Raw genomic sequence first — 24,764 nt, forward strand, 5'->3', positions numbered from 1 at the left:
GGAATTTACCGGCGATCAGCTCAAAACCCGGCGGTGTGCGTTTCCAGAACCCAACCCTTGGGGCCGCCCGATCCGTCGTTCCCAATGCCGCCGGGGCTTTGCGCCGTAACGCGCCCGGGGAAGCCGGAACGGTTCAGAACCTCGTGTGCGTCGGGGACGCCGCACACCATGTCACCGAAGGATCTTGCTTCTAATCGCACCGGTCGGACGCTCTCGGTCAATGACCGGATGCGACGGGCCATACTTTGAATTGAACTTCAACATGGCGAATCATAGCTATTGACACCAGGGACGGGCGCCCGCGCGGCGGCAATGCCGGGAGCGCCAGGTGAGCCGGTGGATCGGCGCCGGTGAGGGCTGATTGGGGCACGTTCACAGGGGTGCGCCGTGGGGCTGGAGATACGGCGACCTCCCACGCCGCTCCAGGGGTGCCGGTTCCATGGTGCGGTCGCCGTGTGTCGATGGCTTATCACTGGTAGGAAGGGGGGCGGGTATCTCGTGCGGCCCCGGACGCGCGCCTCGGCCCCGCCCGGGCGGCCGGGATGTCCACCGCCAGGTCAGGGGCTGAGCCGCCGTCGATGAATGCCGGGCCCGAGAACCACGAGAACTGCGCCACATGGGCGAAAGACCGCGTTGTTCAAGGTTGGCCCGAGCCGTTCCTTTGAGCTGGAACGGCACCCCCTGGAGATGCATAATGTGCTGAAGAAGGCTACAGTACCTGCAACCGTTACGTAATTGGAGCACCCTTATGGCGAAGCGTATTGTTGAGTCCTTTATCGATGACATCGACGGCAGTGACGCCGAGGGGACCACACGGTTCGCGCTCGACGGCACGAGCTACGAGATCGATCTGTCGGGCTCGAACAGGGAGAAGTTGGAGAAGGCCCTCGCGCCCTTTATCACCAAGGCTCGCGCGGTCCGTGCCGACAGGGGGCCTCGCGGCAGGCGCGCGGGCGCCGGTTCCACCCGGGCAGTCAGCCGTGAGAAGTCCACTGAGATCAGGCGCTGGGCCAAGGCCCAGGGTCTGCCGGTGAGCGAGCGCGGCCGCATCGCCGCCACCGTCGTGGAGCAGTACGAAGCCGCTCACTGAGCGGAGCGGGCGTGCCGTCCCGGAGGCTCGCCGCCTCCCCCTGAAGGGGGTCAGGCGGCGGAGTGCGGCGTGAGCAGGTCGGCGAGCCCGATGCGGGTCAGGAAACGGGTGCGGATGCGGTCGGCGACCTCGCTGACCTCCGCCGAGCCGTCGTCGGCCGGGTCGACGTGCACCCGGAAGGGGCGCTGCCCGTGCGGGGCGCCGACGACCTGGACGATGGCGTCGGCCACCAGGGACACGTCGGCATCGGGCGGCTGCAGGGCGGCCAGGCGCTTGGCGACCTGCTCCATCAGCGCGCCGTACCGCTCGTCGTAGGCCGGGAGCACGCTCCGCTCGGCCGGGTGACCGGCGTTGGCGAAGTGGTTGGTGCCCGAGGTGAAGGCGCCGGGGACGACGATGGTCGTCTCGATGCCGAAGCGGGCCAGCTCGGCGGCGTACGACACGGCCAGCGCGTCGGCCGCCGCCTTGGCGGCGAAATACGGGGCGAGGTACGGCGGTGTGCCGCCCCTGGTGGAGCTGGAGCCGACCCACAGCAGCAGACCGCGCTCCCGGCGGCGCATGTGCGGCAGGACCGCCCGGTTGAGCCGCTGGCTGCCGAGCACGTTCGTGTCGTAGACGGCGGCGAGCTCCTCGGGCGTGAACGCCTCGGCCGGCCCGAGCACCATGTGCCCGGCGTTGTGCACGACCACGTCGATGGCGTCCGCCTCGGCCACGACGGCCGCGACCGCCGCGTCGACGGACTCCTGCGACAGCACGTCCAGCTCGACGACCCGCAGGTCCACGTCGTGCTCCTCGGCGTAGTCGCGCACCTCGGCGACGCGGGCGGCGTTGCGGCCGTCGGTGGCGCGCATGGCCGCGTACACGGTGTGGCCGGCGCGGGCCAGGGCGCGGGCGGAGAGGGCGCCGAAGCCGGAGCTCGCGCCGGTGATGAGGATGGTCTCGCTCATGAGGTACTCCCGGAGATCAGGATGACAGGCGGCGGGAAGCCGGGCGGAGCCCGCGGGCCGCGGCCGGTCAGTGGAAGGCGACGACCCGGCCGGTCACTGGAAGGCGATGACCCGGCTGGTCAGTGGAAGGTGATGACGCGGCGGCCGCCACCGGAGCCGGCGGCCATGGCCTCCAGCGTCTCCGGGGCCTGGTCGAGCGTGATCGGGGTGACCGCGGGCAGGATGCCGTGCTGCGCCGAGAAGGCCAGCGTGTCGCGCAGGTCGTGCGGCGAGCCGGACGGCGAGGCCATGACCCGCAGCCGGTTGAGCACCATCGGCTGGGCCTGCAGGGTGAGCGGCGTGTTGTCGTAGCCGCAGAGCACCAGCGTCCCGTCGGGGGCGAGCCCGCCGAGGGTCGCGGCGGCGGCCGCGTTGGACGGGGCGGCGTTCAGGATGACGTTCGCGCCGCCGTCCCACGCCTTGAGCGCCGCGGCCGGGTCGGTGTCGCGGGTGGCCACGTACAGCTCGGCGCCGAGCTCCTTGGCGGCGGCCGCGCCGTCGGCGGACCTGCCGATCATCGCGACCCGCGCGCCCATGGCCAGGGCGTACCGGATGGCGAGCGCGCCGATGCCGCCGCTGCCGATGACCGCCACCCTGGAGCTCGGGGTGGCGCCGGCCTGCCGCAGGCCGTTGAACGCGGTCAGCCCCGCGCACATCAGCGGCGCCGCGGCCACCGGATCGAGCCCGGCCGGCAGCGGGGTCACGTAGCCGCCCTTGAACAGGCCGTACTCGGCGTACCCGCCATCGGCCACGATGCCGGTGATGCGCTTGGACGGGCAGAGAATCTGGTCGCCGGACACGCAGTAGTCGCAGTGGCCGCACGAGTCGTACAGGAACTGGGCCCCGACCGGGTCGCCCACGGACAGGCCGGACACGCCGCTGCCGAGCGCGGCGACCGTGCCGGTGATCTCGTGGCCGGGTACGACCGGGAAGCGGGCGAACGGGTAGTGCCCGCGCACGAGGTTCAGGTCGGTGAAGCACACGCCGCAGGCGGTGATCTTGATCAGGACCTCGCCCGGACCCGGCTCCGGGACCTCGCGCTCGGTAAGGGAAAGCGGGGCGTTCACCCCGGTGGCCAGTGCGACTCGCATGACGGTCTCCTCGTTGGCTGAGCTCGTACGGAGGCTCGGAGAGTGCCCCCGCACCGCCTCCTTCCAGCCTGCCCCCCGACCGCCCGGCGGGAAAAGTGTGCAGCCTGGGGTGATCAACCCCAGCTTGCGAAGAGGCCGAAGGCCGGGCCCGGGGTGTCGCGCCAGACGCCGGCGGGGTCGAGGGTGCGCAGCGCCGGCATGACCGCGGGGTCGTCGGGGACGAACCAGAGCAGCCGCTGGGCGGCGTCGGCCGTGACGATGCTGTTGCAGGTGACCTTGAGGATGCCGAGCGCCGGGTTGACGATCCGCTTGTACTCCTCGTGGCGCACCTTGACCTCCTGCGCCCGCCACAGCTCGGCGAACTCGCCGCCGGCGGCCAGCAGGTGGGCGACGAGGTCGGCGCCGGCCCGGTCGCCGGGGCCGCGGCGGGCGACCGCGGCGCGCAGGTCGGAGACGAGCAGCCGGGAGTGGTAGTCGTGGTCCTCGGCCGGGTAGAGGTCGCGGGTGGCCGGGACGGTGAACCAGTGGTGGAGGAAGCTGGCCCGGACGCCGGTCAGCCCCGCCTGCGGCCCGACGAGGACCTGCGCGGCGTGGTTCTGCATGACCACCTCGTGCATGTCGGTGATCACCATGGCGGGCGTGTCCTGCAGGCGGTCCATGAGCTGGCGCAGCGCGGACTGCATCTGGAGGGGCTCCGCGCCGAACGGCGCCGGCCGGCCCGCCAGGAGGAACAGGTGGACGGTCTCGTCCGGGTCCAGGCGCAGGGCGCCGGCCAGCCCGCGCAGGACCGGCTCCGAGGGGGACTGCCCGCGGCCCTGCTCCAGCTCGGTGTAGTAGTCGGCGGACACGCAGGCCAGCTGCGCCACCTCGTCGCGGCGCAGCCCGGGCACCCGCCGCCGGGTGCCGGGCGGCAGGCCGACCGCCTCCGGGCGCAGCCGGTCTCTGCGGGACTTCAGGAACGATCCGAGCTCACGCAGGTCCACCTTGCCCTCTCCTCTCGTCTCCTTCCGACTCTAGGTCGGCCCGCCGACCGCTCATGCCGGTGCCCGGGCTCCTGAGCAGGGCGAGCACGGCGTTGATCGCCGGGGTCTCGGTGCGGAGCAGCGCGTGCGTGGTGCGGGTGATCTCGATCGTGGAGATCGGGCGGAGCACGACGCCGTCGGGTACGCCGACCACCGTGGCCACCAGCTCGGGCACCAGGCTGGCGCCCAGTCCCTCGCGGACCATACGCAGGACGAGCGCGTAGTCGTCGGCGGTGTGCACGACGTTCGGGCGGAAGCCCGCCAGCGCGCAGGCGCGGTCGAGCATCTCGTGGTCGGCGGTGCCCCAGGAGCCCGCTATCCACGGCTCCCCGCGCAGCGAGCGCAGGTCCACCTCGTCGGCGGCGGCCGGGTGGCCGGCGGGCAGGGCGATCAGGAGGGGCTCGACGCCCAGGCGCCGCCGGGTGACCCCGGGGGGCGGGTCCTCGGGGATGAGGCTGTAGGTGAAGGCGATCCCGAGGTCGCAGCGGCCCTCGCGGAGCGCCTCGATCGCCTCGCGGGGCTCGAGCTCGTACATGATGACGTGGAGGTCGGGGTGCCGGGTTCGGACGGTGGCCATCGCGGGCAGCAGGCGGTGGACCGCGGCGGTGGCGAAGCAGGCCACGCGTACGGGACCGCGCGGGGTCGAGGCCGAGCGGAGATCCTCCTCGGCGGCGTCCAGGGCGTTCAGGACATTGTGCGCGTGGCCGACGAGGCGCCGCCCCTCCGCCGTCAGCCGGACCCGGCGCCCGGCCCGCTCGAACAGCCGGACCCCGGCCTCGCGCTCCAGGGTGGCGAGCTGCTGCGAGACGGCGGAGGAGGTCAGGCCGCAGACCTCGGCCACGGCCGTCATCGTGCCGTGCTCGGCGAACTCGCGCAGCAGGCGCAGCCTCGTGGGATCCAACATCAAGGAAACCTTATAGATCGGCTCATGAATACTAAGTGGACGTTGCCGATTGGACCACGCCACACTGTCGCCCGGCCACCAGAAAACCCCAGGTGAAGGAGGGCAGTATGCGGACTGTCGTCGAAATCCCGCAATGGCAGGGGTCGCTGTCGCCCACGGCGCCCAGGCTGGTCGAAGGCGCGGCCCGGCTGGCCGCGATGGTTCCCGGAGCGCGGCACGTACGGGTGGAGACCGGCGACACCCTCGCCGAGACCGCCGAGCGGGTCCGGCGGGCGCTGCCGGAGGACGGCTTCGTCGTCACGGTCGGCGGCGACTGCGGCGTGGAGCTCGAACCGGTCGCGGCCGCGCTGCGCCGGCACGGCGATCGCCTCAACCTCGTGTGGTTCGACGCCCACGGCGACCTGAACTCCCCGGCCACGTCACCGTCCGGGGCCTTCCACGGCATGATCCTGCGCGCCCTCCTGGGCGAGGGCCCGCCAGGACTGACGCCCTCGCCCGCGCTGCGCCCGGATCAGGTGGCCATGGTCGGAACGCGCTCGCTGGACCCCGGGGAGGCGGCGTACATCGAGCGGACGGGCATCGGCGGCCTCTCCACCCTCGACGAGGGCGCGATCCTCTACATCCACGTGGACCTCGACGTCCTGGACGGCATCAGGTCGGTCGGCTACCCCGAGCCCGACGGCCTGCCGGCGCGGGCCCTGACCGAGGCGGTCGCCGCCCTGGCGGCCCGGCACGAGATCGCCGGCCTGGGCATCACCGAGTACGCGCCCTCCGACCCCCGGGACGAGGAGATGCTCAGGAGCCTGGTCCCCGAGCTCGTCCGGCTGTGCGCCGCGTCGCGTCCGTGGCAGGTCGAACGGCGCGCGGCCGGCGCCTGGCCCGCCCTGCACGTTGAGGAACGCGACGGCTGGCTCCTGCGCCACACGCCGGGCGTGCACCGCAGGCGCTCCAACTCGGCACTCCCGCTGCCCGGCGTGGCCGTCCCGTCCGTCCAGGCGGTGGAGGACTTCTGCTCGGCACGGGGGATCCCCGCGACCGTCCAGGTGAGCCCCGCGGAACACCACGGGGAGCTCGACGCGCTCCTGGCGGCCCGCGGCTACACGACGGCGGGCAGGACACTGGTCATGACCGCCGGCACCGCGACCGTCCTGGCCGCGGCGGGCGACCCCGCCGGGGCCGGGCCGGTGCACGACCGGGCCCGCTGGCCCGAGCTGTTCCAGGCGGTGAACGGTGATGCCGGCGACATGGCGGTCATCGAGCGCATCCGGCCCGAGGCGGTGCTGCTCGCCAAGGACACGAGCGGTGTGGCCCTGGCGGTCACGGAGGACGGCTGGACGGGGGTCTTCTGCATGGCCACCCATCCCGACCACCGGCGCAAGGGAGTGGCGAGGGCCCTCCTGGCGGCGCTCGCCCGCTGGTCGGAGGAGCGGGGCGCGGACCGTCTCTACCTCCAGGTCGAGGCGGACAACGGCGCGGCCCGCGCGCTCTACGAGGGCCTGGGCTTCACCGCGTCGCACGGCTACCACTACCGCTCGCGGGCGTAGCGGCGGGGCCGGGGCCCGGCGCGTCGAGGCCGACCCGCTCATGTCATGCTCCGCCCCACATGGGCAGATCGGCGATGTCGTCGTGCTTCCACGCGAGGTCGTCGTGGACGGCGACGACGCCGTCGATGTTCTCCGCCAGGCGGACGGCGGTGACGGCCTGGCTGTGCTCGGGCAGGGTCCCGGACAGGGTGACCACGCCGTCGGCGACGGTGACCACGAGTCCGTGGTCGTCGGCCCGCACGGCGTCGCGCACGTACGTCTCGATGTCCTTGTCGAGGCGCAGGAAGACCTTGATCAGGTCGCGGCGGCTGACGATGCCGGTCAGGCGGCCGTCGGCGTCGACCACGGGCAGGCGCTTGACGCCGTGGCGGTCCATCAGCCGCGCGGCCGACACGATCGGCGTGTCGGGCGTGGTGACGTGGGCGGGCGCGGTCATCAGCTCGCCGGCGGTCTCGCCGAGCGACTTGCGGTAGCCGCTGCCCTCGCTGCCGGTGGTGTGACGGATGCGGGCGCGCAGCGGCGGGCGGTAGCCGTCGCCGTAGTAGCGCTCCTTGAACTCCTCCTTGGCCAGCAGGTCGGCCTCGGAGACGACGCCCAGCACGCGGTTGTCGTCATCGAGCACCGGCACGCCGCTGACGCCCCTGGTGATGAGCAGCTCGGCCACGGTGTGGAAGGAGGCGTTGCGGCCGACGGCGGCGACGTCGGTGGTCATCACGTTCTCGACGATGGTTCTCATGGTGTTCTCCTGGTGTGTCCGGCCCGGCCGGCGCCGGGTGCGGTGCTGGCGATCAGGGCTGTCGGGGATGGTCACTTGGCGTCCCACGTGGAGTCGTCCTGCTTCCAGGTCAGCCTGTCGATCACGTCGACCACCCCGTTGACCCGGCGCGTCATGCGTACGGCGATGCCCGTCTCGGTGCGGCGCCCCATCCAGCCGGACAGCGTCACGACGCCCTGGTCCACCGTCACCTGCACGCCCTCGGTGTTCACCCACAGCGCGCGGTCGAGGATGTCGTCGCGGGCGGCCTCGACCGCCGGCGCGTCGGGGGAGACGGAGACGGCGGGGCTGGTCATGAGCTCGCCGGCGGTGTCGCCGGCGGCCTTCTGCCGGCCCCGTCGTCGTCCACCACCGGCACGGCGCTGATGCCGCCGGTGATGAGCGTCTCGGCGATGTCCTTGAAGGCGGTGGTGGCGGTGACGGAGACGACCTTGCTCGTCATCACGTCCGTGACGGTCATGCGCATGGCGGGTCAGCTCTTTCGGCATTCCTCTGGATTTGTCTTCTTTCATGACAACTCGGAGCCGGATCGCGATGTAGGGCCGGAAGTCCCGACCGGCGGCGGTCATTGGTCAGCGGTCAGAGCGGGTGCCGGAGCCGGACGGCCCTGTGGGCGGGTCCCGGTCCTGGATCACCGCGTCGGTGGCGAACTCCTCGTCCAGGCCGTAAGGGGGGGACGCGGCGGCGGTCGCCGATGATGCGGCCGCGGCCGTCGCGTCGAACCCAGCCGGCGTCGAGGATCCCGCGCCGCCGCTCCTCGGGGAGCAGCGCCGGGACCCGCCCGCGCCACGGGCCTTCGTCCCCTCGCGCTCGTCCGAAGCCGCCGGCATTCTCGCCGCCCGGATGTCCGGCCACACCGGTCCAAGGGCGGACGACTCGTCGGCGGGAAAGGCCGGCTCGCGGGAGGACGGGTGAAGCGCGGGCCGAAGGTCCTTCGCAGCGAGGGCCTTCGGCTCCGGCGCGCCCGGGGCCGGGGGTGATCCAGTGGTGCCATGGACGCCATGACGCATGCCCGGGACGGGCTCGCCGAGGACGAGGCAGCCCGGCTGCTGTCCGAGCACGGGCGGAACGAGCTGCCCGAGCCGAAGCGCCGCTCCCTGCTCTCGCGGGCCGCGCGCCAGCTCGCCGACCCGCTGTCGATCCTGTTGCTGATCGCGGGGGTGGTCACGCTCGCGGTGCTGGGCGAGGTGCCCGAGGGGGCGGCGATCCTGGCCATCCTGGCGGTCAACATGGTCATCGGGGTCGGCCAGGAGGCCAAGGCCGAGCAGGCCGTGCGCGCCCTGCGGACGATGACCGCGCCGATGGCCAAGGTACGCCGCGACGGGAGCGTACGGCGCATCCCGGCGGCCGAGGTGGTGCCCGGCGACGTCATCGAGGTCGCGGCGGGCGACCGCGTGCCGGCCGACGCGCGGGTCGTCGAGGCCGTCTCGCTCGCGGCCAACGAGTCGATGCTCACGGGGGAGTCGCGCTCGGCGGGCAAGCGGGCCGGCGGGCTGCTGGAGGGGTCGCTGGGCGACCGCGACGGCGAGCTGTTCTCCGGCACCATGATCGTACGCGGCTCCGGGTCGCGGTCGCCACCTCGACCGGGGCCGGCACCCAGATGGGCCGCATCGCCTCGGCCCTGCACGGCCAGGTGAAGGGGCCCCTGGAGGTGGAGCTGGCGCGCGTCTCCAAGCGCATCGGCGTGCTGGCCGTGGCCGCCGGCCTGGTCATGGTGGCGCTCGGCTTCACCAGGGGCGGGATCGCGCCGTTCGACCTGGTGCTGGCCGGGGTGGCGCTGGCCATCGCGGCGGTGCCGGAGAGCATGGCGGCGGCCGTCACCACCGCCCTGGCGCTCGGCTCGCAGCGGATGGCCCGGCTCGGCGTGATCGTGCGGCGGCTGTCGGCGATCCAGGCGCTGGGCGCGACGACCGTGATCGCCTCCGACAAGACCGGCACCCTCACCACCGGCCGCCTGGCCGTGGCCGACCGGGTCACGGTGCCCGGCGCCGATCTGTGGCGGGCCGCCGTACGATGCAACGACGCCCGCGACGGGCTCGGCGACGCGGTCGACGTCGCCCTGCTGTCCGGCGCCGCCCACCACGGCGTACGGCCGGAGCCCGGCGACACCAGGCTGGCCGCCAGGCCGTTCGACGCCGACACCCGCTCGATGGCGGTGGTCACCGACGGGCCGGTGCTGACCGTGAAGGGCGCTCCCGAGGTGGTGCTCGCCCGCTGCGCGCCAGGCGGGGAGACCGACCGGCTGGCCGCCGCCGTACCCGATCTGGCCAGGAGAGGGCTGCGGGTGCTGGCGCTGGCCGAGGGCGACACCGCCGACCTGGACGCGACCGGGCTGCGGCCGGTCGGGCTGGTCGCGCTGAGCGACGAGATCCGCGCCTCGGCCCGGCAGGCGGTGGCCGACTCCCGGGCCGGCGGCATCCGGGTGATCATGGTGACCGGCGACCACGCCGACACCGCCCGCGCCGTCGCCGAGGAGGTCGGTATCGAGCCGGATCCGGTGGTGACCGGGGCGGGGCTGGACGGCGCGGACCGGGCGGACCGGCTGCGCGAGGCCGGGGTGCTGGCCCGGGTCGACCCGGAGAGCAAGCTGGACCTCGTACGGGCCCTGCGCGACGGCGGCGAGGTCGTCGCGATGACCGGCGACGGGGTCAACGACGCCCCGGCGCTGCGGCACGCGGACGTGGGCGTGGCGATGGCGGGGGAGGAGGGCACCGACGTCGCCCGCGAGGCCGCCGCCGTGGTCGTCACCAACGGCGAGCTCGGCACCATCGTGACCGGCGTGCGCGAGGGCCGCCGCCTGCACCACAACGTCGTCTCCATGATCGGCTACCTGCTCGCCGGGAACCTGGCCGAGATCTTCCTCGTGCTCGTCGGACTGTTCCTGTGGCCCGACCTGGTCATCCCGCTGCTGCCGGTCCAACTGCTCTGGATCAACCTGGTGCTCGACGGCATCCCCGCCATCGCCCTGGGCGTCGACCGCGCGCCCGGCGACCCGCTGGCCACCCGGCCCGGCCGCGACGGGCTGCTGTCCCGGCGGGTGCTGGGCCGCATCGCGATCCGCTCGCTCATCGTCGGGGTGCTGGTCGTCGCCGCCGTCGAGGCCGCCCGCCGCCTCGGCTGGGACGACACCCAGGTCAGGACCCAGGCCGTGCTCACCCTCGTCTTCGCCCGGCTCACCCTCGCCTACGTGGCCAGGGCCCGCCGGTGGACCTTCGAGCACGGCTGGTGGCGCGGCCGGGCCGTGCTGCTCGCGGTCCTCGGGACGGCCGCCCTGCAGGCCCTGGTCACGCTCGTGCCGCCGCTGGGCGCGCTGCTCGCCCTGGCACCCGTCCCGCCGCTGGGCTGGGGCATGGCGCTGGGCGCGGCCCTGCTCACCCCGCCGCTGTGCGACCTGGTGCGGCGGGTGGGAATCCGCCACAGGTCCCGGACGAGCCGGGACCAACGACCCTAGGCGGGGGCGGGACGTACCACGAGGATGAGATCAGACACCCGCCGAGGTGCGAGAGAGGTCCCCATCCCCCGCGGCGGCTCCGCCCGGCAGCGGATCGCCGGCAGCGGCCGGCAGTCACAGTCGCCACGTCGGCGAGCCCCGCCGGGCGGAACCGCTCACTCGCCCGGCGGGTGTCTTTCGCACATGAGGGCCCCGTAAAGGGTGGAGCAGCTGCGGGGTGCGGGCGTGCGGGTCTGGTGCCGGTGGGCCGCCGCGCGGGCGCATGGTCGCGAGGCGGTCCTCGGTCGCTCAGAGGGCATGGATGCGGCGGCCGGTGATGTGGTGCGGCACGACGCGGATGTACAGGTGCCGCCGGCCGCCCGCCCAAGGGGTGACGTCGGCCTCGCCCATCCCGGCCGCCTCGGACTCCGGCACGTGGTGGGCGGCGCCCTGGACGAGGACGCTCCAGCCCTCGTGCCGCGCCTCGTCGATCCGGTCCACCTGGAACCCGATCATGATGTCCACGCCCTCGAGCCCCGTCCGCAGATCCCGGTCCATGGGGCCGCCGTGCGCGGTGCGGAAGACGATGGCGCCGTCGTGCAGGCGGTAGTTGACCGGCAGCACCGTCGGCCCGTGCGAGCCCGTGAAAGCGACCCGGCCGATGCCTCCCGGCCCGATCAGGCGCAGGCACTCCTCCGGCTCCAGCCCCTCCAGGACGGAGCCGGCCGGTCCGGGACCGGCGCCCGGCGGGTGGTCCTGCCCCCCGCCCAGCAGGTCCTCGACCGTGGTCTCCAGCGCCTTGGCCAGCCGGGTCACCGTGCCCATGTCGGGGGTGCCCAGGTGGGTCTCCAAATACTGGACGTACCCGGGCGACATGTCCGCGCGGTCGGCGACCTCCTCCAGCGTGAGGTCAAGCTTGGTGCGGTGAAAGGTGATGCGACGCCCGAAGTCGCCGTTGCCTGTCATGAGCGTGCCCTCCGTGGTGATGGTCCGACTCGTGGGACGCTACCCAGCCACCCTCACACCGGACAGGGTCCTTCGGCCCGATCTTCGCGCGGATCAGCCGGCCTCGAGTTCGGCCGCGGGCCGGCGCGGGCTGCGTGCCTCGTGCGGGCCGTAGCCGAACCTGATGATCATCTGGGGGTGCCCGCGCCGGTGGTGCGGGTCCCGGCGGTGGCGCATGTCCCGCAGGTCGAGCGGCTGGTTCAGGAACGACGCCGACAGGCCGTGCCGGGCGGCGACCAGCAGCACCCGCTGCAGGGCCTGCCCGGCGCGCAGCAAGTCGAGCGGCCGATCGCCCATGGTGGTCAGCACCGCGAGCTGCGGCCTGCCCTCGAAGCGCGCCTCGCCTTCCCGCCGGCCGAAGTCCCTGACCGGGGACGGGTCCTTCAGGGCGTGCGGCCCGTGGGCGTAGCCGGGCATGCCGTCGTGGTGCGCGCCCGGCATCGTCCACGCGGCCACCTCGGCGCGGTACTCGTGGTCGTGCGCGAGCTCCTCCTCGGCGATGGCGGCGTGGTCGAGCATGTCGATCGTGCCGTGCCGGTCGAGCGGGACGAGGCCCGCGCCCTCCCGGGAGGCCGCCGTCCGCAACTCGGCCAGCACCGCGCGGGGCAGGCGGCGGTCGTCGAAGGGCCGGCGGCTGGTGCGGCGCACCGGGATGAGGTCGTACAGCTCCCGCTGCTCCTCCGGTACGCGCAGCGTCCCGGTCATGCGCACGGCCGCCAGCAGGTCGGGCTCCTCCTCCGGCGACGGCAGCAGCCACACCATCGGCCGCTGCCCGGCCGTACGCACCGCCAGGCGCAGGTTGAACAGCGCCGCGCCGCAGCTCACGTACTGGTTGCGGCCGCGCGGATCGAGGACCCGCAACCGCCGGTCCGGGTCGGCGAGCAGCTCGACGAACTCGCGGCGGACCACGCGGAAGCGTCACGGCTGGGTGTTGAGCACCGACGGCGCCTGCCCGGCCGCCACCAGCAGCCTGCGGACACCGAGTTCGGTAGCGAGTGAAGAGGACATCGCACACCTCCTGAGCCCGACGCTTCCGCACCGGCCGGCCCGTGGTGAGTGCCGGACGGCCCCGCCCCCGGCGCCGAACGTCCCTTCCCGGCGGGAGCGGGCGGAGAGGACCAAGGTCCTTCCGCCGCAGGCCGTACGGCACTGATCAGCGGCGGCCGGAAACGGTGTGATGAGGGTGCGACAAGGAAGACACGACAGAACAGAGAGGAAGGCCCGCCATGGCCACCACCGTCAGCAGGCCCGTGATGGACGCCCGCGTCGCCAAGGCGGCACACGCCCCCGTCGACTACGTCTGGGCGGCGGCCCGGATCTCGATCGGCTGGGTCTTCCTGTGGGCGTTCCTGGACAAGACCTTCGGCTGGGGGCTCGCGACGCCGGCCGGCCGCGCCTGGATCGAGGGCGGCAGCCCGACCACCGGCTTCCTCAAGGGCACCGGCGAGAACGCGCTCGGCGGCTTCTTCTTGGGCCTGGCGGGCCTGGCGTGGGTGGACTGGCTGTTCATGGCCGGCCTGCTCGGCATCGGCCTGGCGCTGGTCCTGGGCATCGGCACCCGGATCGCCGCCGTAGCCGGCACGCTGATGCTGGCCCTCATGTGGGCCGCCGAGCTGCCCCTGGCCAACAACCCCTTCATGGACGAGCACATCATCTACGCGATCGTCCTCATCGGCCTGGCCCTCACCGGCGCGGGCGGCACCCTCGGACTCGGCAACCTGCCCGTCGTCCGCCGCAACAACTGGCTCAAGTAACCGGCCCGGCGACCCCGCCCACCCCCCGCCACGGGGGTGGGCGCTCGTCGTTCGCGTGGGCGATCACCAGCGCTGCGCTGGCGGAAGGTGGAGGAGGAGACATGATGCTCGTCGGAGTGGACGGCTCGCGGGCCGGGCTGGACGCCGTCGGCTGGGCGGCGCGGGAGGCGGGCCTGCGCGGGGTGCCATTGACGGTGGCGCACGCCATGCCGCGGTGGGCGTACGAGACGGAGACCGGCCGCCTGGCCGAGGTGGCCGGATGGATGCGCGAAGGCGGCCGGACCGTGCTGGCGGCGGCCGAGGAGCGGGCGCGCAGGGAGCGGCCGGACGTCGACCTGAAGACCGCCTTCCTGCCCGACGATCCGCGCACGGCCCTGATCGACGCGGCGGCGGACGCCGAGCTGCTGGTCGTGGGCGGCCACGGCGTCGGCGGGGTGCGCGGGATGCTGGTCGGGTCGGTGGCGTACGGGGTGGCCGGGCACGCCCCGTGCGACGTCGTCGTGGTACGCCGGCCGCCCTCGCCCCCTTCGGGGGAGATCGTCGCGGGAGTCGACGGGTCACCGGCGTCGCCGCGGGTGCTGGAGTTCGCCCTCGCGGAGGCCCGGCTGCGGGGAGCCCGGCTGCACGCCGTGCACGCCAGTGACCGTGCGCGGCCCGGCGGATTCGACCCGGAGGGCTCCGACGGGCCGCGCGTGCTCCGGGAGACGCTCGCGGCGCTTCGCGCGGACCATCCGGACGTCCCGATCGTCGAGGAGGTCGTGCCCGGCCACCCCGCCGAGGTGCTGCGCCAGGCCGCGAGCGGCGCCGACCTGCTGGTGGTGGGCTCGCACGGGTACGGGACGCTCGCCGGGATGATCCTCGGCTCGATCAGCCACGAGCTGGTCCACCGCGCGCCGGGCCCGCTGGCCGTGGTCGGGAGCCCGCGATGACCCCCGCCGGCCGGCGCGGCAGAAAGGGACCCGGGGCCCTGCCGCCGGTCCCGCCGGTGGGTCACGCTGTCGCGACGACGCACGTACGACAGGTGGCCGGATCTGCATGACCGGCCGCGATCTCATGGAACTCAGCGAGGCGGAGTCCCTCCGGAGGCTGGCCGGCGTGTCCCTCGGACGGGTCGTGTTCACCCGCCACGCGCTCCCGGCCGTGCGCCCGGTGAACCACCTCGTCCTCGACGGGCGGATCGTCATCCGCTCCAGCCCCGGCACCATCCTGAGCTCGGAGATCGCCGCCCGCGAAACCGTGGTGGCCTACGAGGTGGACGACTTCGACGTCCACCGGCGCCTGGGCTGGAGCGTGGTGGTCACCGGCGTGGCCCGGCTGGTGGAGGCACCTGAGGAGGTGGCCCGCCTCAAGGAGCTCCTGCACCCGTGGGTGGCGGGTGAGAGGGAACAGGTGATCGACATCCGCCCGGAGATCGTGACCGGTTTCGAGCTGGTCCCGATCTGAGAGCCGGCCGGCGACGGTCAGGCGCCCGCGTCCAGGTCTATGAGGGCCAGGCCGGTGCGGGGGTCGTGGCGGCGGCGCAGGTACCGGGGCGACTGGGTGACGATCACCTCCAGGGTGGGGAACACCTCGCCGCTGATCAGGTGCCCGCCGCGCGCCGCCCCGTCCGGCAGCCCGACCACCACGTGGGCGTGCAGCTGAGGGGCCTGACCGTTCTCGGCCATCGCGAAATCGCCGATCAGGGCGAGCACCTCGGTCTGCTGATCGAGCGGGATGCGGCGGTAGTCCTGGGCCTCCGGGTCGAAGAAGCCCAGCGTGACCCTGCGGAACCCGCCGATGCCGGTCAGGCGGGCGGACCGGATGCCGGTTCGCGCCGCCCACTCGGTGAGGCCGTCCACCACCTGCTCGCCCTGGTCGAACACGACCACGTACGTCTGTTCCACATCGAACGCAAGCTGCTTCGCACGCATGCCGCCCCCCTGCCCCGACGGCCCGACCCGAACCCGGCCGCCGGCCGCCCGACCCGAACCCGGCCGCCGGCCGCACGTGGCGCTCGCGGCCGGACGCGCTCACCGGGTCAGGTCCAGCGACAGGGCCGGGTCGAGCGCCAGCGTGGCCACCGCCAGACCGAGGAACACGTTCGCCAGCCCGAACGTCGGCGAGTAGTCGCTGACGCGCGCGTGGGTGTAGAGGGCGCAGGTGAAGTAGAGCACGAGGCCCGCGGCGGCCGCCGTGCCGATGACCGGCACGCCGAGCAGGCCAAGGGTCAGGCCCAGCGCGCCGAGCGCCTTGAGGGCGCCGATCGGCCACACCAGCCAGCGTTCGGGCACGCCGGCGTTGGCGAGCGCGGGCCCGAGCACCCGCATGATGGGCTCGAGCCGGGTCATGGCCGCGAACCCCGAGAACGTGTTCGCGGCGATGGTCACCAGGGCGGTGACGACGTAGGCGGCTGACATGGACGTGATCAGTCCTGGAACGCGCGGGCGTGGTCGGCCGCCCAGTCGGCGAAGGTACGCGCGGGGCGGCCGAGGACCTTCTCCACGTCGCCCGTCGCGAGGTGCTGCGGCCGCTCGGCGTAGGCGGTGTACCTGGCCATCAGGGCCCGTACGAACGGCTCGGGCAGCCCGATCCCGGTCAGGTGCGCGATGAGGTGGTCCGGCGAGACCTCCTCGAAGCGCAACGGCCGGCCGAGGACCTCGCCGAGGACGGTCACCGCCTCCCGGTGCGTGAGCGAGTGCGGCCCGGTGACCTCCAGCCTGCGGCCCGCCTGCTCGTCGGTGAGCAGCGCGCGGGCCGCGACCTCGGCCAGGTCCCGCTCGTCGAGCAGCGCCTCCTGGAACCCCGCGTAGACGTACCGGACCACGTCGCCGGTCCGGATCTGGGGGCCCCACGCCTGGAGCAGGTTGCCGCAGAAGGAGCTGGCCCGCAGGCTCGTCCAGGACAGGCCGCTGGCCACGGCCGCCTCCTCGGCCTCCTTGTTCCGGTCGCCCCGCTGACGGGAGGGCTGCAGCTCGTACGGGTCGTCGATGTTCATCGCCGACAGGGCGACCACCCGCTCCGCGCCCCGCTCCCGGGCCAGGGCGAGCAGGGCGTCCGCCGACTCGCCGAAGGTACGCGGGTGCAGGAAGACGGCCCGGACGCCGTCGAGATGGCCGGCGAGGCTCTCGGGCCGTGCCGGGTCACCCTCGACGACCTCCACGCCCGCCGGGAGGCCGGCGGCTCCGGGCGTACGGCTGACGGCACGCACCTTCGCGCCCTGGCCGACGAGCCGTTCCACGATCAGGCGCCCGACGGCGCCGGTGGCTCCGGTGATCAGAATCATCGTGTTCACCTTGCTTCAGTGAGCTTTTGTTCGGACGGAACCTGAGAGGCCCCCGGCGGCCGGAGTGTGACATCACCCGCTGAAACTTTCACGACTAACCCCGGCCCGCTGACCGGCCGAGAATCCGTCTCTGCCCTGCTGGCAGCCGGAACGGTCCGGAACAGGGCGCCGCCGAGCCCTCGCCCGGATCACCCGCACTGGGAACAGAGTGAGGCGAATGACCGTGAGCCGGGAAAGACCCACCAAGTCACGCAAAACCACGCGGAGGCGGGAATGGCCGATTCCGAGCTGAGCAGGAGGCGCCTGCTGACGGCGAGCGGCGGAGCCGCGGCAGCAGCCCTCGTCCCGACGACCCCGGAGACCACCCAGGCCACGCAGGCCACGCAGGCCACCCCGGCCATCCCGGCCGCCCCGGTCGCCGCGGCCGGGCCCACGCTGACCCGGCTGGGCGACACCGTGCTCGACCAGGCAGCCCTGTATTTCGTCTCCTACGACGGACTGGTCAACGTCGAGTCGTTCCAGCTCAACGGCATCATGACGCACGCCGGGCACCAGTACGCCGCCTGGTACACCGCCACCCGCGACGTCCGGATCGCGCGCCGCACCCTCCCGGGCGGGGCATGGCAGGCGATCACGCTGCCGCACCGGCTCAGCGTGAACGACTCGCACAACGTCATCTGCCTGGGCATCTCACCTGCCGACGGCCGGCTGCACGTGGCCATGGACACCCACAACAGCACGATCTACTACACGAAGTCGGACGCGGATCTCGCGGCGGGCGGCACCTGGTCGGCCGCCCGCTTCGGCCCGGTGCAACGCAGCCTCGACGGAGTCTCCCTGGGCGCCATCACGTATCCGCAGTTCGTCGTGGCGCCATCGGGCCGGCTGCAGCTGTTCTACCGTACGGGCGGCTCCGGCAACGGCACGAACGAGCTGGCCGAGTACACGCCGAGTGGCTGGACGAAACTGGGCAAGTGGTCGTCGGCCACCGGCTCCCACACCCACAACGGCGCCACCAGCACGACCCGCAACATGTACGTGCACGGCCTGACCTACCACGGCAACCGCCTGCACGTGGCCTTCACCTGGCGCGAGGGCAACACCGCCGTCCTGTGCAACGCGGGCGGGCTGGCCAACCACGACACGTGTTACGTCTACAGCGACGACCAGGGCCGCACCTGGCGCAACGGCGCGGGCACCCAGGTGGGCACGACCGGCGGGACCCTCGTGTCGATCACCTCACCGGGCCTGATCGCCGACCCGCTCACCGTCGACCACGGCCTGATGAACCAGGAGAGCCAGGCCGTCGACTCCACCGGCCGCCCGCACGTGATCATCAGTTACGTACCGGGCCGCTTCACCCAGTGCGTCTCGTCGTACGCCGCCCAACGCCGCACGTACGGCCGGGTCTTCCATGTCCGGCGGGACTCCGCCGGCGCCTGGCACAAGCGCGAGCTCCCGGTGCCCCCGAACTCCACGGGCCGCTCCCGCCTGGTCTTCGACACCGCCGACAACGCGTACGTGGTGCTGCCGTTCGGCCGGGTGGCGGCGGCGAGCGCCGCCTCCGGCTGGACGGACTGGAGCCTGCTCTTCGACGCGGCCGGCCTGAACGCCTTCGGCGAGGTCACCATCGACTACCCGCGCGCGACCACCGAACGCATCCTCTCGATCATGTACCAACAGACCTCCACCGCCCCGACCCCCTCGCCCCTGCGCGTCCTCGACCTCCGCCTGGGCCCATAGCCCGACGCCCCCACCAGGCAGGATCGAAGACCCTGTCTAGTACGTACCACCACGACCCCCCGGTTCACTCTTATGCCAGCTGACGGGGTATCCGGGGTAACCGCGATAAGCCATCCCACAATGGGGCAATGGCATACCCTCCACAGCCCCACCACCCGCAGGACCCGTGGGGCCCGCAGGCGCAGGAACCGTCCCAGGAACCGTCCCAGGAGCACGGCCGGTCCGGATACGGCCGGCCGTCGTCCGGCCAGGCGGGCCCGCCACCCGGCTACGGACCGCCGGGCACCGGCCGCCCCCAGAACCCCGGCCGCCCGGGACCCGGCCCACAACCGCGGCAGGGAGGCCCGCCACCACCCCCCAACCCCCTGGACTGGCCGACCCAGTACGGCAAGGGCGACCCCTACGGCCTACCCACCGACCGCCACGGCCTCCCGCAGGACCCCTACGGCTTCCCCACTGACCGCAACGGCATCCCCCAGGATCCCTACGGTCAACCCCAGGATCCCTACGGTCTCCCCCAGGACCTCTACGACTACGGCCGGCCCCGCAGACGCAACAGCGCCCTGATCATCGCGTTGTCCGTCGGCCTGGGGGTCCTCCTGCTCGGCGGCGGCACGATCGGCGCGGTGACCTACGTCAAGTCCTCCGCCCCCGAGCGCGTCACCGCCCTGCCCAGCGGCGCGACCTCGTTACCCACCACGGCCCCCTGGCAGTCCGACTCCCCGGCGGCCGACCCGACCGCCGATCCAGGCGACTCGACCGCCGATCCAGGTGATCCGACCGCCGATCCGGGTGACCCGACCGGCGATCCGGCCGAGCCGGGCACCGAGCCCACCGGCAGCCCGCCCACCTCGTCACGGGCCCAGCCGGGATCGCCCATCGCGCACACCGAGTTCGACGACTGGAAGTTCGCCCTGAGTGGCGTCAAGTTCGACGCCAACAAGGTCGCCGGCTGGACCTACGACACCTGCGACCCGGTGGACGCCCAGGGCGTGCTGGCCAAGAACAAGTGCGAGCGCGCCGTCCAGGTCGCCTACTCCGCCTACCGGGGGCACCTCAAGGCGGTGCAGGTGATGATGGCGTTCCCGACGGACAAGGCCGCCAGGACCGCCGCCACGCGCCTGGCCAAGGTCCCCGCGGACTCGGTGAACATCCGCAGGGACATGGCCCTCGCCAACTTCTCGTACGGGAAGATCCGCACCAACGTGTCGAAGAAGTACGTGGTCGTCACGATCGTCACCGCGGACAAGACGGCCCGGTCCAAGGCCGACAAGTTCCACCTCTACATGCAGGCCGACGCCGTCAGCTATTTCCTGCTGCGCGACCTCACCATCACCAGCTGACCGCGCCACCCGCCCGGCGTGCGATCGATCGGTGGGCCGGCCGCCCGCACCGGATGCCGTCCGCGCCGGATCCGGTCCGCAGCGGATCCCGTCCGCGCCGGATCCCGTCCGCGCCGGATCCTGCCCGCGCCGGATCCTGCCCGCGCCGGATCCCGTCCGCGCTGGATCCTGCCCGCACCGGATCTTGCCCGCGCCGGATCCTGCCCGCGCCGGATCCCGTCCGCGCTGGATCCTGCCCGCACCGGATCTTGCCCGCGCCGGATCCTGCCCGCGCCGGATCCTGCCCGCACCCCGGTACGGCAGCCAACGAGACGCCGGAAAACAGAGCCCGACGGCGGCCCCGGCTCGGAGGGATGGGCCGGGGTCGCCGTCGGGGGAGTGCCGGCCGTCAGGCGCAGGTGTATCCGGACGGCAGTGCGGTGCTGCCGTTCGGGCGGGTCGCCTGGAAGCCGACGCTGGTGGTGGCCGCCCCGGGCGCGAGGGTGCCGTTGTGCCCGGTGTTCGTGATGGTCACGGTCTGCCCGGTGACCGTGGTGGTGCCGTTCCACGAGCCGGTCAGCGTGTGCCCGGCCGGCAGCGTGAAGGTGACGGTCCATCCGGTGATCGCCGAGGTGCCGGTGTTGGTGACGGTCAGCGGCTGGATGACGTACCCGGTGGCCCACTGGGTCTGTACGGTCGGGACGGCCGTGCAGCCTCCGGTGGACGAGCCGGGCTGGGTGGTGACCTCGGCGGTGTTCGAGACGGGGGAGAGGTTGCCCGCCGCGTCCCGGGCCCTGACCTGGTAGCGGTAGGCGGTGCTCGGGGTCAGGCCCGTGTCCGCGTACGTGGTCGTGGCCGAGGTGCCGACCTGGCTGAACGCGCCCGCGCCCGCGGCGCGCAGGATGTCGTAGCCGGTGACGCCGTTGTCGTCCGTCGAGGCCGTCCAGCTCAGGCTCGTGCCCGTGGACGTGGTGCCGGAGGCCGCCAGGCCGGCCGGGGCGGTCGGCGGCGAGGTGTCGCCGCCGGTGGTGGTCGTGGTGAACGTGACGGGCTGGGAGTCGCCGGACAGGTTGCCCGCGCCGTCACGCGCCCGTACGTACACCTGATACCGGGTGTTCGCGGTCAGCCCGGTGAGGGTGATCGAGCTGGTGGTGGACTGGCCGAGTTGCGGGTCGGTGGCGCCCTGCTCGCGGTAGACGTTGTAACCGGCCAGCCCGGAACCGCCCTGGTCGGTGGAGGCCGCCCAGGTCAGCGTGGCACTGGTGGCGGTGACGCCGGACGCGGCGGGGGTGCCCGGGGTGCTCGGCGTGGTGGTGTCGCCGGAGTCGCCGAGGGCCGGGGTCGTCCAGTTGCGCCACTCGGCCAGGTTGCCGCTCGCCCTGGACGAGATCCTCATCGCGCCGGGCGCGCTGCCGGTCTTCAGGAGGTGCTTCTGGATGTTCTGCTGCAGCGGGGTCCGCCATTCGGCCCTGCTGGCGCAGTGGCTGCCGTCCTGGACGTCGGACCAGTACGTGATGTTCTCGCCCGCGCCGAGCGCCTTGTAGACCTCCGCTCCGCCCAGGGCCGCCACGCTCGCCGATCGGGGGCCCAGGTTGGCGATGTGCGGGTTGTCCATGATGAACAGCCCGCGCGGCGCCACCATGGCCACGATCTCGTGCGTGTCCACCGGCAGCCTGGCCGGACTGCCGGTGAAGGAGCCGAACGCGTCGCCCAGCCACGGCTGCTCCCCGTACGCGCTGCTCAGGCTCTGGGCGCCTTCCCCGGGGATCCCGCGGAAGATGGGCACGCCGGCGCTGCCCGACTCGATCGGCATGGTCAGGGCGATGCGCTGATCGAACGCACCCGTCACGAAGGCGCCCTTCCCGAACCGGGAGCAGCCCGTGACGCCGGTCGCGTCGGCCTTGAGGATGCTGCCGCCCGACTGCTCGAGAACGTCGATGATCCGGCTCACCCCCCAGGCCCAGGCCAGCAGGAGCCCGGTGCCGCTGGAGGAGCCGTAGATGCTGTAGAAGGCGCCTTGCTTGTTGTTGCGCGGGGTGCCCTCCCGCCCGACCGCGTAGGGGTCGTAGCTGATGACGGCGGCGCCGGCCGCTCTGATGGCGGCCGTGTCCGCGCCGAAGCCGCCCAGGACGACGACGGCCGGGAAGGGCCCGGTGCCGCTCGGCAGCTCCACGCTCGCCGAGAAGCTGGAGCTCCTGCCGTTGTGGCTCACGTTCACGGTGATGCCGGTTCGCGAGACCGTACCCGTGACGCTGGACGGCTTCACGGGTTTCTCGCCGTAGACGAACTTCTCGGCCAGCCTCTTGATCTCTTCCCGTCGGCACCGCCAGTCGGCCTTGGCGGCGATACGCGTACCGTCCAGCTTCCTGAAGGGGTCGGGGAGCCTGGAGTCGGTGGGCAGGGATCCCGCGTCGGGCAGGCCGGCCACCGCGCAGTCGGCACCCTCGTTCTCGACTCCGGCGGCCGCGGCGGCCTCGGTGGCGGTCACCGTCACCGTGCCGGCCACCGAGAGCGCCGCCGCCACCGCCAGCGCGACGACCCTCGAACGGGTCTTGGAGCGGGCCAAGCTGATGATCACCAGGGCTCTCCCTTCCGGGTGGGGTGTTGGCGATCAGTGTGAGAATCGATCCGAAACATGTCAACGTATAAGTCGAAATATTTCGGACGCCAGCCTGGCTATGGGTAATTGACGTGCTAAGGCGCTAATGCACGAGTCCGATAGTTTCGGAAATTAGCTGAAATGAGAGGCAGGGTGGCCACGGATGACCTGCCTCTCCGAAAGTTTCGGTGGCGCACGGCCATGGCCGCGCGCCACCTCACCTCAGCTCAGACCCGTCACGGGTTGCCGGACCGGCAGGTCGCCAGGGTACGGAACTCGACGGACGCCCCGGTGGCGTCGGAGATCACCGATCGGATGTCGTACCGGAAGGGGGGCTGGCAGCCGATCCCCACGAAGGTCCGGTCGTCGAACGACGGCACGCGGTTGCCGTCGAGGAACCAGCGGATCGAGACCGGCGCGACCGCGCCGCTGAAGGCCACCTGGCAGAGGAACCGCCGCGCGAGCGCCTCGCAGCCGCCGCCGGTCAGGGTCAGCGCCATCATGCTCGCCGAGCCGGCCGACGCGGTCGTCTCGGCCGACGCCGGCGAGGTGAGCGCGGCCGGGAACATCAGCATCCCGGCAGCGGCGAGCGAAGCGATCTTGTACGACTTGCGCATTCCTGTCTCCTTTTGGAGTGATGACGGAATCGGATGTCGCGTTCGACGGGGTGAGCCGTCTCAGCATCTGCTTCGCCGCCGCGAGGCCCCTGGATGACGAGCGGACCGGGCGCCTGACCAGCAGCTGGGAGACCCTGGGATATATTCGAATATTGGGGGAGCGAACCATCGTCATCGGGGGTTGCGATGGTGGGAGACCTGCCGCTCCGGCGCCGGCCGGGCGTCGTCCGCCCGTGGTCGCCGTCGCCGCCGATGCGGCGCGAGGAGGTGATCCATGAGGCCGTGAACGACCGTATGCCCGTCACTGCCGAGCGAGGGAGACGAACGCCATGCCTGGTAACAGAGGAGTCATGTACGAAGGCCCAGGCAAGGTCGAAGTAAACGAGATCGACTACCCCGGATTCGAGCTCAAGGACGGCCCCGGGGTCAATCCGGCGAATGTCGGCCGCAGGTTGCCGCACGCCGCGATCATCAAGACGGTCGCCACCAACATCTGCGGCAGCGACCAGCACATGGTCCGCGGCCGCACCACGGCGCCACAGGGGCTCGTCCTCGGTCATGAGATCACCGGCGAGGTCGTCGAGACCGGTTCTGACGTGGAGTTCATCAAGACCGGCGATCTCGTGTCCGTGCCGTTCAACATCGCCTGCGGCCGCTGCCGCAACTGCAAGGAGGGCAAGACCGGAATCTGCGAGAACGTCAACCCGGACCGGCCCGGTTCGGCGTACGGCTACGTCGACATGGGCGGCTGGGTCGGCGGCCAGGCAGACTACGCCCTCGTTCCCTACGCCGACTGGAACCTGCTGAAGTTCCCCGACAAGGAACAGGCGATGGAGAAAATCCTCGACCTGGCCATGCTCGCGGACATCTTCCCGACGGGGTTCCACGGCTGTGTGACCGCGGGGGTGAAGCCGGGGTCCACCGTCTACGTCGCCGGCGCCGGCCCGGTCGGGCTGGCCGCGGCCGCCTCGGCGCACCTGCTGGGGGCCGCCGTGGTGATCGTCGCCGACCTGAACAAGGAGCGGCTGGACCAGGCGCACAGCTTCGGCTGCGAGACCATCAACGTCGCCATGGGCGAGCCGAAGGACCAGATCCTGCAGATCCTCGGTGAGCCGGAGGTCGACTGCGGCGTTGACGCGGTCGGTTTCGAGGCCCGCGGACACGGCCACGAGTCGGGGGTGGAGCATCCCGCCACGGTGCTCAACACGCTGATGGACGTCACCAGGGCCGGCGGCGCGCTCGGCATTCCCGGCCTGTACGTGACTGGGGACCCGGGCGCGGCGGACGAGGCCGCCCAGCACGGCGCGCTGTCCATCCGGATCGGCCTCGGCTGGGCGAAGTCGCACAGCTTCGCCACCGGCCAGTGCCCGGTCATGCGCTACAACCGGCAGCTCATGCAGGCGATCCTGCACGACCGGGTGCAGATCGCGAAGGCGGTCAACGCCACGCCGATCCCGCTCGACCAGGCGCCGCGGGGCTACCACGAGTTCGACGAGGGGGCCGCCCGCAAGTACGTGCTCGACCCGCACGGCATGCTCGGCACAGCGGCCTGACCCACGTCGCCGGAGGCCGCGCCGTCATCGGCGGCCTCCGGCGCAGGTCCGGCTCATCGGGAGCGGC

The 24,764-nt window shown here is 72.7% G+C and carries 23 protein-coding genes and 2 pseudogenes; 10 read left to right on the forward strand and 15 right to left on the reverse strand.

The genetic code is table 11. From position 1 onward, the window contains the following. Positions 1-748: 748 nt before the first annotated feature. The gene (locus ACTWPW_RS20420; protein ID WP_364113969.1) at positions 749-1,090 is read left to right on the forward strand and encodes a histone-like nucleoid-structuring protein Lsr2; all 342 of its coding nucleotides are present in this window, start codon (positions 749-751) and stop codon (positions 1,088-1,090) included. Between the two features lie 50 nt (positions 1,091-1,140). Here the strand turns inward: ACTWPW_RS20420 and ACTWPW_RS20425 are convergent, their stop codons facing one another. From ACTWPW_RS20425 to ACTWPW_RS20440, 4 genes are all read right to left on the reverse strand, one after another. Continuing rightward, positions 1,141-2,037 carry an SDR family NAD(P)-dependent oxidoreductase gene (locus ACTWPW_RS20425; RefSeq protein ID WP_375114392.1) on the reverse strand — a complete coding sequence of 299 codons (897 nt, stop codon included), beginning with the start codon at positions 2,035-2,037 and terminating at the stop codon, positions 1,141-1,143. Positions 2,038-2,156: 119 nt separating this feature from the next. Beyond that, positions 2,157-3,167 (reverse strand): alcohol dehydrogenase catalytic domain-containing protein, encoded by a 1,011-nt coding sequence (locus ACTWPW_RS20430; RefSeq protein ID WP_443169602.1) that lies wholly within the window; start codon positions 3,165-3,167, stop codon positions 2,157-2,159. A 113-nt stretch (positions 3,168-3,280) separates the two neighbouring features. Continuing rightward, on the reverse strand, positions 3,281-4,150 hold the full coding sequence (locus tag ACTWPW_RS20435; protein WP_443169603.1) for a helix-turn-helix transcriptional regulator: 870 nt from the start codon (positions 4,148-4,150) through the stop codon (positions 3,281-3,283). Next, positions 4,137-5,093, reverse strand: coding sequence for a LysR family transcriptional regulator (locus ACTWPW_RS20440; RefSeq protein ID WP_375114389.1), 957 nt, complete (start codon positions 5,091-5,093; stop codon positions 4,137-4,139). The genes ACTWPW_RS20435 and ACTWPW_RS20440 overlap by 14 nt, the downstream gene beginning before the upstream one ends. 107 nt (positions 5,094-5,200) lie before the next feature. On the opposite strand from ACTWPW_RS20440, the gene ACTWPW_RS20445 reads away from it, so the two are divergent. After that, complete coding sequence (locus tag ACTWPW_RS20445; protein ID WP_443169604.1) at positions 5,201-6,637, forward strand: GNAT family N-acetyltransferase; 1,437 nt, start codon at positions 5,201-5,203, stop codon at positions 6,635-6,637. Between the two features lie 43 nt (positions 6,638-6,680). Here the strand turns inward: ACTWPW_RS20445 and ACTWPW_RS20450 are convergent, their stop codons facing one another. From ACTWPW_RS20450 to ACTWPW_RS20465, 4 genes are all read right to left on the reverse strand, one after another. After that, complete coding sequence (locus ACTWPW_RS20450; RefSeq protein ID WP_443169605.1) at positions 6,681-7,373, reverse strand: CBS domain-containing protein; 693 nt, start codon at positions 7,371-7,373, stop codon at positions 6,681-6,683. A gap of 71 nt (positions 7,374-7,444) precedes the next feature. Further along, positions 7,445-7,708: a BON domain-containing protein gene (locus ACTWPW_RS20455; RefSeq protein ID WP_443169606.1), complete on the reverse strand. Its 264-nt coding sequence runs from the start codon at positions 7,706-7,708 to the stop codon at positions 7,445-7,447. Further along, the gene (locus ACTWPW_RS20460; RefSeq protein WP_375114385.1) at positions 7,705-7,878 is read right to left on the reverse strand and encodes a CBS domain-containing protein; all 174 of its coding nucleotides are present in this window, start codon (positions 7,876-7,878) and stop codon (positions 7,705-7,707) included. Before ACTWPW_RS20460 ends, ACTWPW_RS20455 begins: the two co-directional genes overlap by 4 nt. Positions 7,879-7,984: 106 nt before the next feature. Next, entirely contained in the window at positions 7,985-8,242 is a 258-nt protein-coding gene (locus ACTWPW_RS20465; RefSeq protein ID WP_443169607.1) for a hypothetical protein, read from the reverse strand. 171 nt (positions 8,243-8,413) lie between these two features. Between ACTWPW_RS20465 and ACTWPW_RS20470 the strand changes: the two are divergent. Next, a pseudogene (locus tag ACTWPW_RS20470) lies at positions 8,414-8,518 on the forward strand (cation-transporting P-type ATPase); the annotation flags it as partial. A gap of 195 nt (positions 8,519-8,713) precedes the next feature. Next, positions 8,714-10,863 (forward strand): annotated as a pseudogene (locus ACTWPW_RS20475) (cation-translocating P-type ATPase). Positions 10,864-11,151: 288 nt separating this feature from the next. On the opposite strand, the gene ACTWPW_RS20480 reads toward ACTWPW_RS20475, so the two are convergent. Further along, positions 11,152-11,808, reverse strand: coding sequence for a helix-turn-helix domain-containing protein (locus tag ACTWPW_RS20480; RefSeq protein ID WP_443169608.1), 657 nt, complete (start codon positions 11,806-11,808; stop codon positions 11,152-11,154). Positions 11,809-11,901: 93 nt separating this feature from the next. Then, positions 11,902-12,756: an Acg family FMN-binding oxidoreductase gene (locus tag ACTWPW_RS20485; RefSeq protein WP_443169609.1), complete on the reverse strand. Its 855-nt coding sequence runs from the start codon at positions 12,754-12,756 to the stop codon at positions 11,902-11,904. 317 nt (positions 12,757-13,073) lie between these two features. On the opposite strand from ACTWPW_RS20485, the gene ACTWPW_RS20490 reads away from it, so the two are divergent. The 3 genes from ACTWPW_RS20490 to ACTWPW_RS20500 all read left to right on the forward strand — a co-directional run bounded on the left by ACTWPW_RS20490 (position 13,074) and on the right by ACTWPW_RS20500 (position 15,044). Beyond that, positions 13,074-13,601 (forward strand): hypothetical protein, encoded by a 528-nt coding sequence (locus ACTWPW_RS20490; RefSeq protein ID WP_443169610.1) that lies wholly within the window; start codon positions 13,074-13,076, stop codon positions 13,599-13,601. A gap of 101 nt (positions 13,602-13,702) precedes the next feature. Continuing rightward, a complete protein-coding gene (locus tag ACTWPW_RS20495; RefSeq protein ID WP_443169611.1) occupies positions 13,703-14,530 on the forward strand; it encodes a universal stress protein in 828 nt (275 codons plus the stop codon). 106 nt (positions 14,531-14,636) lie between these two features. Next, positions 14,637-15,044 (forward strand): pyridoxamine 5'-phosphate oxidase family protein, encoded by a 408-nt coding sequence (locus ACTWPW_RS20500; protein ID WP_443169612.1) that lies wholly within the window; start codon positions 14,637-14,639, stop codon positions 15,042-15,044. Between the two features lie 17 nt (positions 15,045-15,061). On the opposite strand, the gene ACTWPW_RS20505 is transcribed toward ACTWPW_RS20500, so the two are convergent. The 3 genes from ACTWPW_RS20505 to ACTWPW_RS20515 form a co-directional block, all read right to left on the reverse strand. Continuing rightward, positions 15,062-15,511: a PPC domain-containing DNA-binding protein gene (locus tag ACTWPW_RS20505; protein ID WP_375114377.1), complete on the reverse strand. Its 450-nt coding sequence runs from the start codon at positions 15,509-15,511 to the stop codon at positions 15,062-15,064. Positions 15,512-15,610: 99 nt separating this feature from the next. Continuing rightward, the gene (locus tag ACTWPW_RS20510) at positions 15,611-15,997 is read right to left on the reverse strand and encodes a DoxX family protein (protein WP_443169613.1); all 387 of its coding nucleotides are present in this window, start codon (positions 15,995-15,997) and stop codon (positions 15,611-15,613) included. Positions 15,998-16,005: 8 nt separating this feature from the next. Next, the gene (locus tag ACTWPW_RS20515) at positions 16,006-16,863 is read right to left on the reverse strand and encodes an NAD(P)H-binding protein (protein ID WP_375114375.1); all 858 of its coding nucleotides are present in this window, start codon (positions 16,861-16,863) and stop codon (positions 16,006-16,008) included. A gap of 273 nt (positions 16,864-17,136) precedes the next feature. On the opposite strand from ACTWPW_RS20515, the gene ACTWPW_RS20520 reads away from it, so the two are divergent. Both ACTWPW_RS20520 and ACTWPW_RS20525 read left to right on the forward strand, forming a co-directional pair. Further along, positions 17,137-18,606 carry a BNR repeat-containing protein gene (locus tag ACTWPW_RS20520; protein ID WP_443169614.1) on the forward strand — a complete coding sequence of 490 codons (1,470 nt, stop codon included), beginning with the start codon at positions 17,137-17,139 and terminating at the stop codon, positions 18,604-18,606. Positions 18,607-18,734: 128 nt separating this feature from the next. Beyond that, positions 18,735-19,949, forward strand: a complete 1,215-nt coding sequence (locus tag ACTWPW_RS20525; RefSeq protein WP_443169615.1) for a hypothetical protein — start codon at positions 18,735-18,737, stop codon at positions 19,947-19,949. Positions 19,950-20,337: 388 nt separating this feature from the next. On the opposite strand, the gene ACTWPW_RS20530 is transcribed toward ACTWPW_RS20525, so the two are convergent. Together ACTWPW_RS20530 and ACTWPW_RS20535 are read right to left on the reverse strand one after the other, a co-directional pair. Then, positions 20,338-22,506, reverse strand: coding sequence for a fibronectin type III domain-containing protein (locus ACTWPW_RS20530; protein WP_443169616.1), 2,169 nt, complete (start codon positions 22,504-22,506; stop codon positions 20,338-20,340). Positions 22,507-22,763: 257 nt separating this feature from the next. After that, on the reverse strand, positions 22,764-23,144 hold the full coding sequence (locus ACTWPW_RS20535; protein ID WP_375114371.1) for a hypothetical protein: 381 nt from the start codon (positions 23,142-23,144) through the stop codon (positions 22,764-22,766). Between the two features lie 329 nt (positions 23,145-23,473). On the opposite strand from ACTWPW_RS20535, the gene fdhA reads away from it, so the two are divergent. Next, on the forward strand, positions 23,474-24,697 hold the full coding sequence (gene fdhA, locus ACTWPW_RS20540) for a formaldehyde dehydrogenase, glutathione-independent (RefSeq protein ID WP_375114370.1): 1,224 nt from the start codon (positions 23,474-23,476) through the stop codon (positions 24,695-24,697). Positions 24,698-24,764 lie beyond the last annotated feature (67 nt).

It is taken from the genome of Nonomuraea sp. KM90 (genome assembly GCF_052246675.1).
GTDB lineage: Bacteria > Actinomycetota > Actinomycetes > Streptosporangiales > Streptosporangiaceae > Nonomuraea.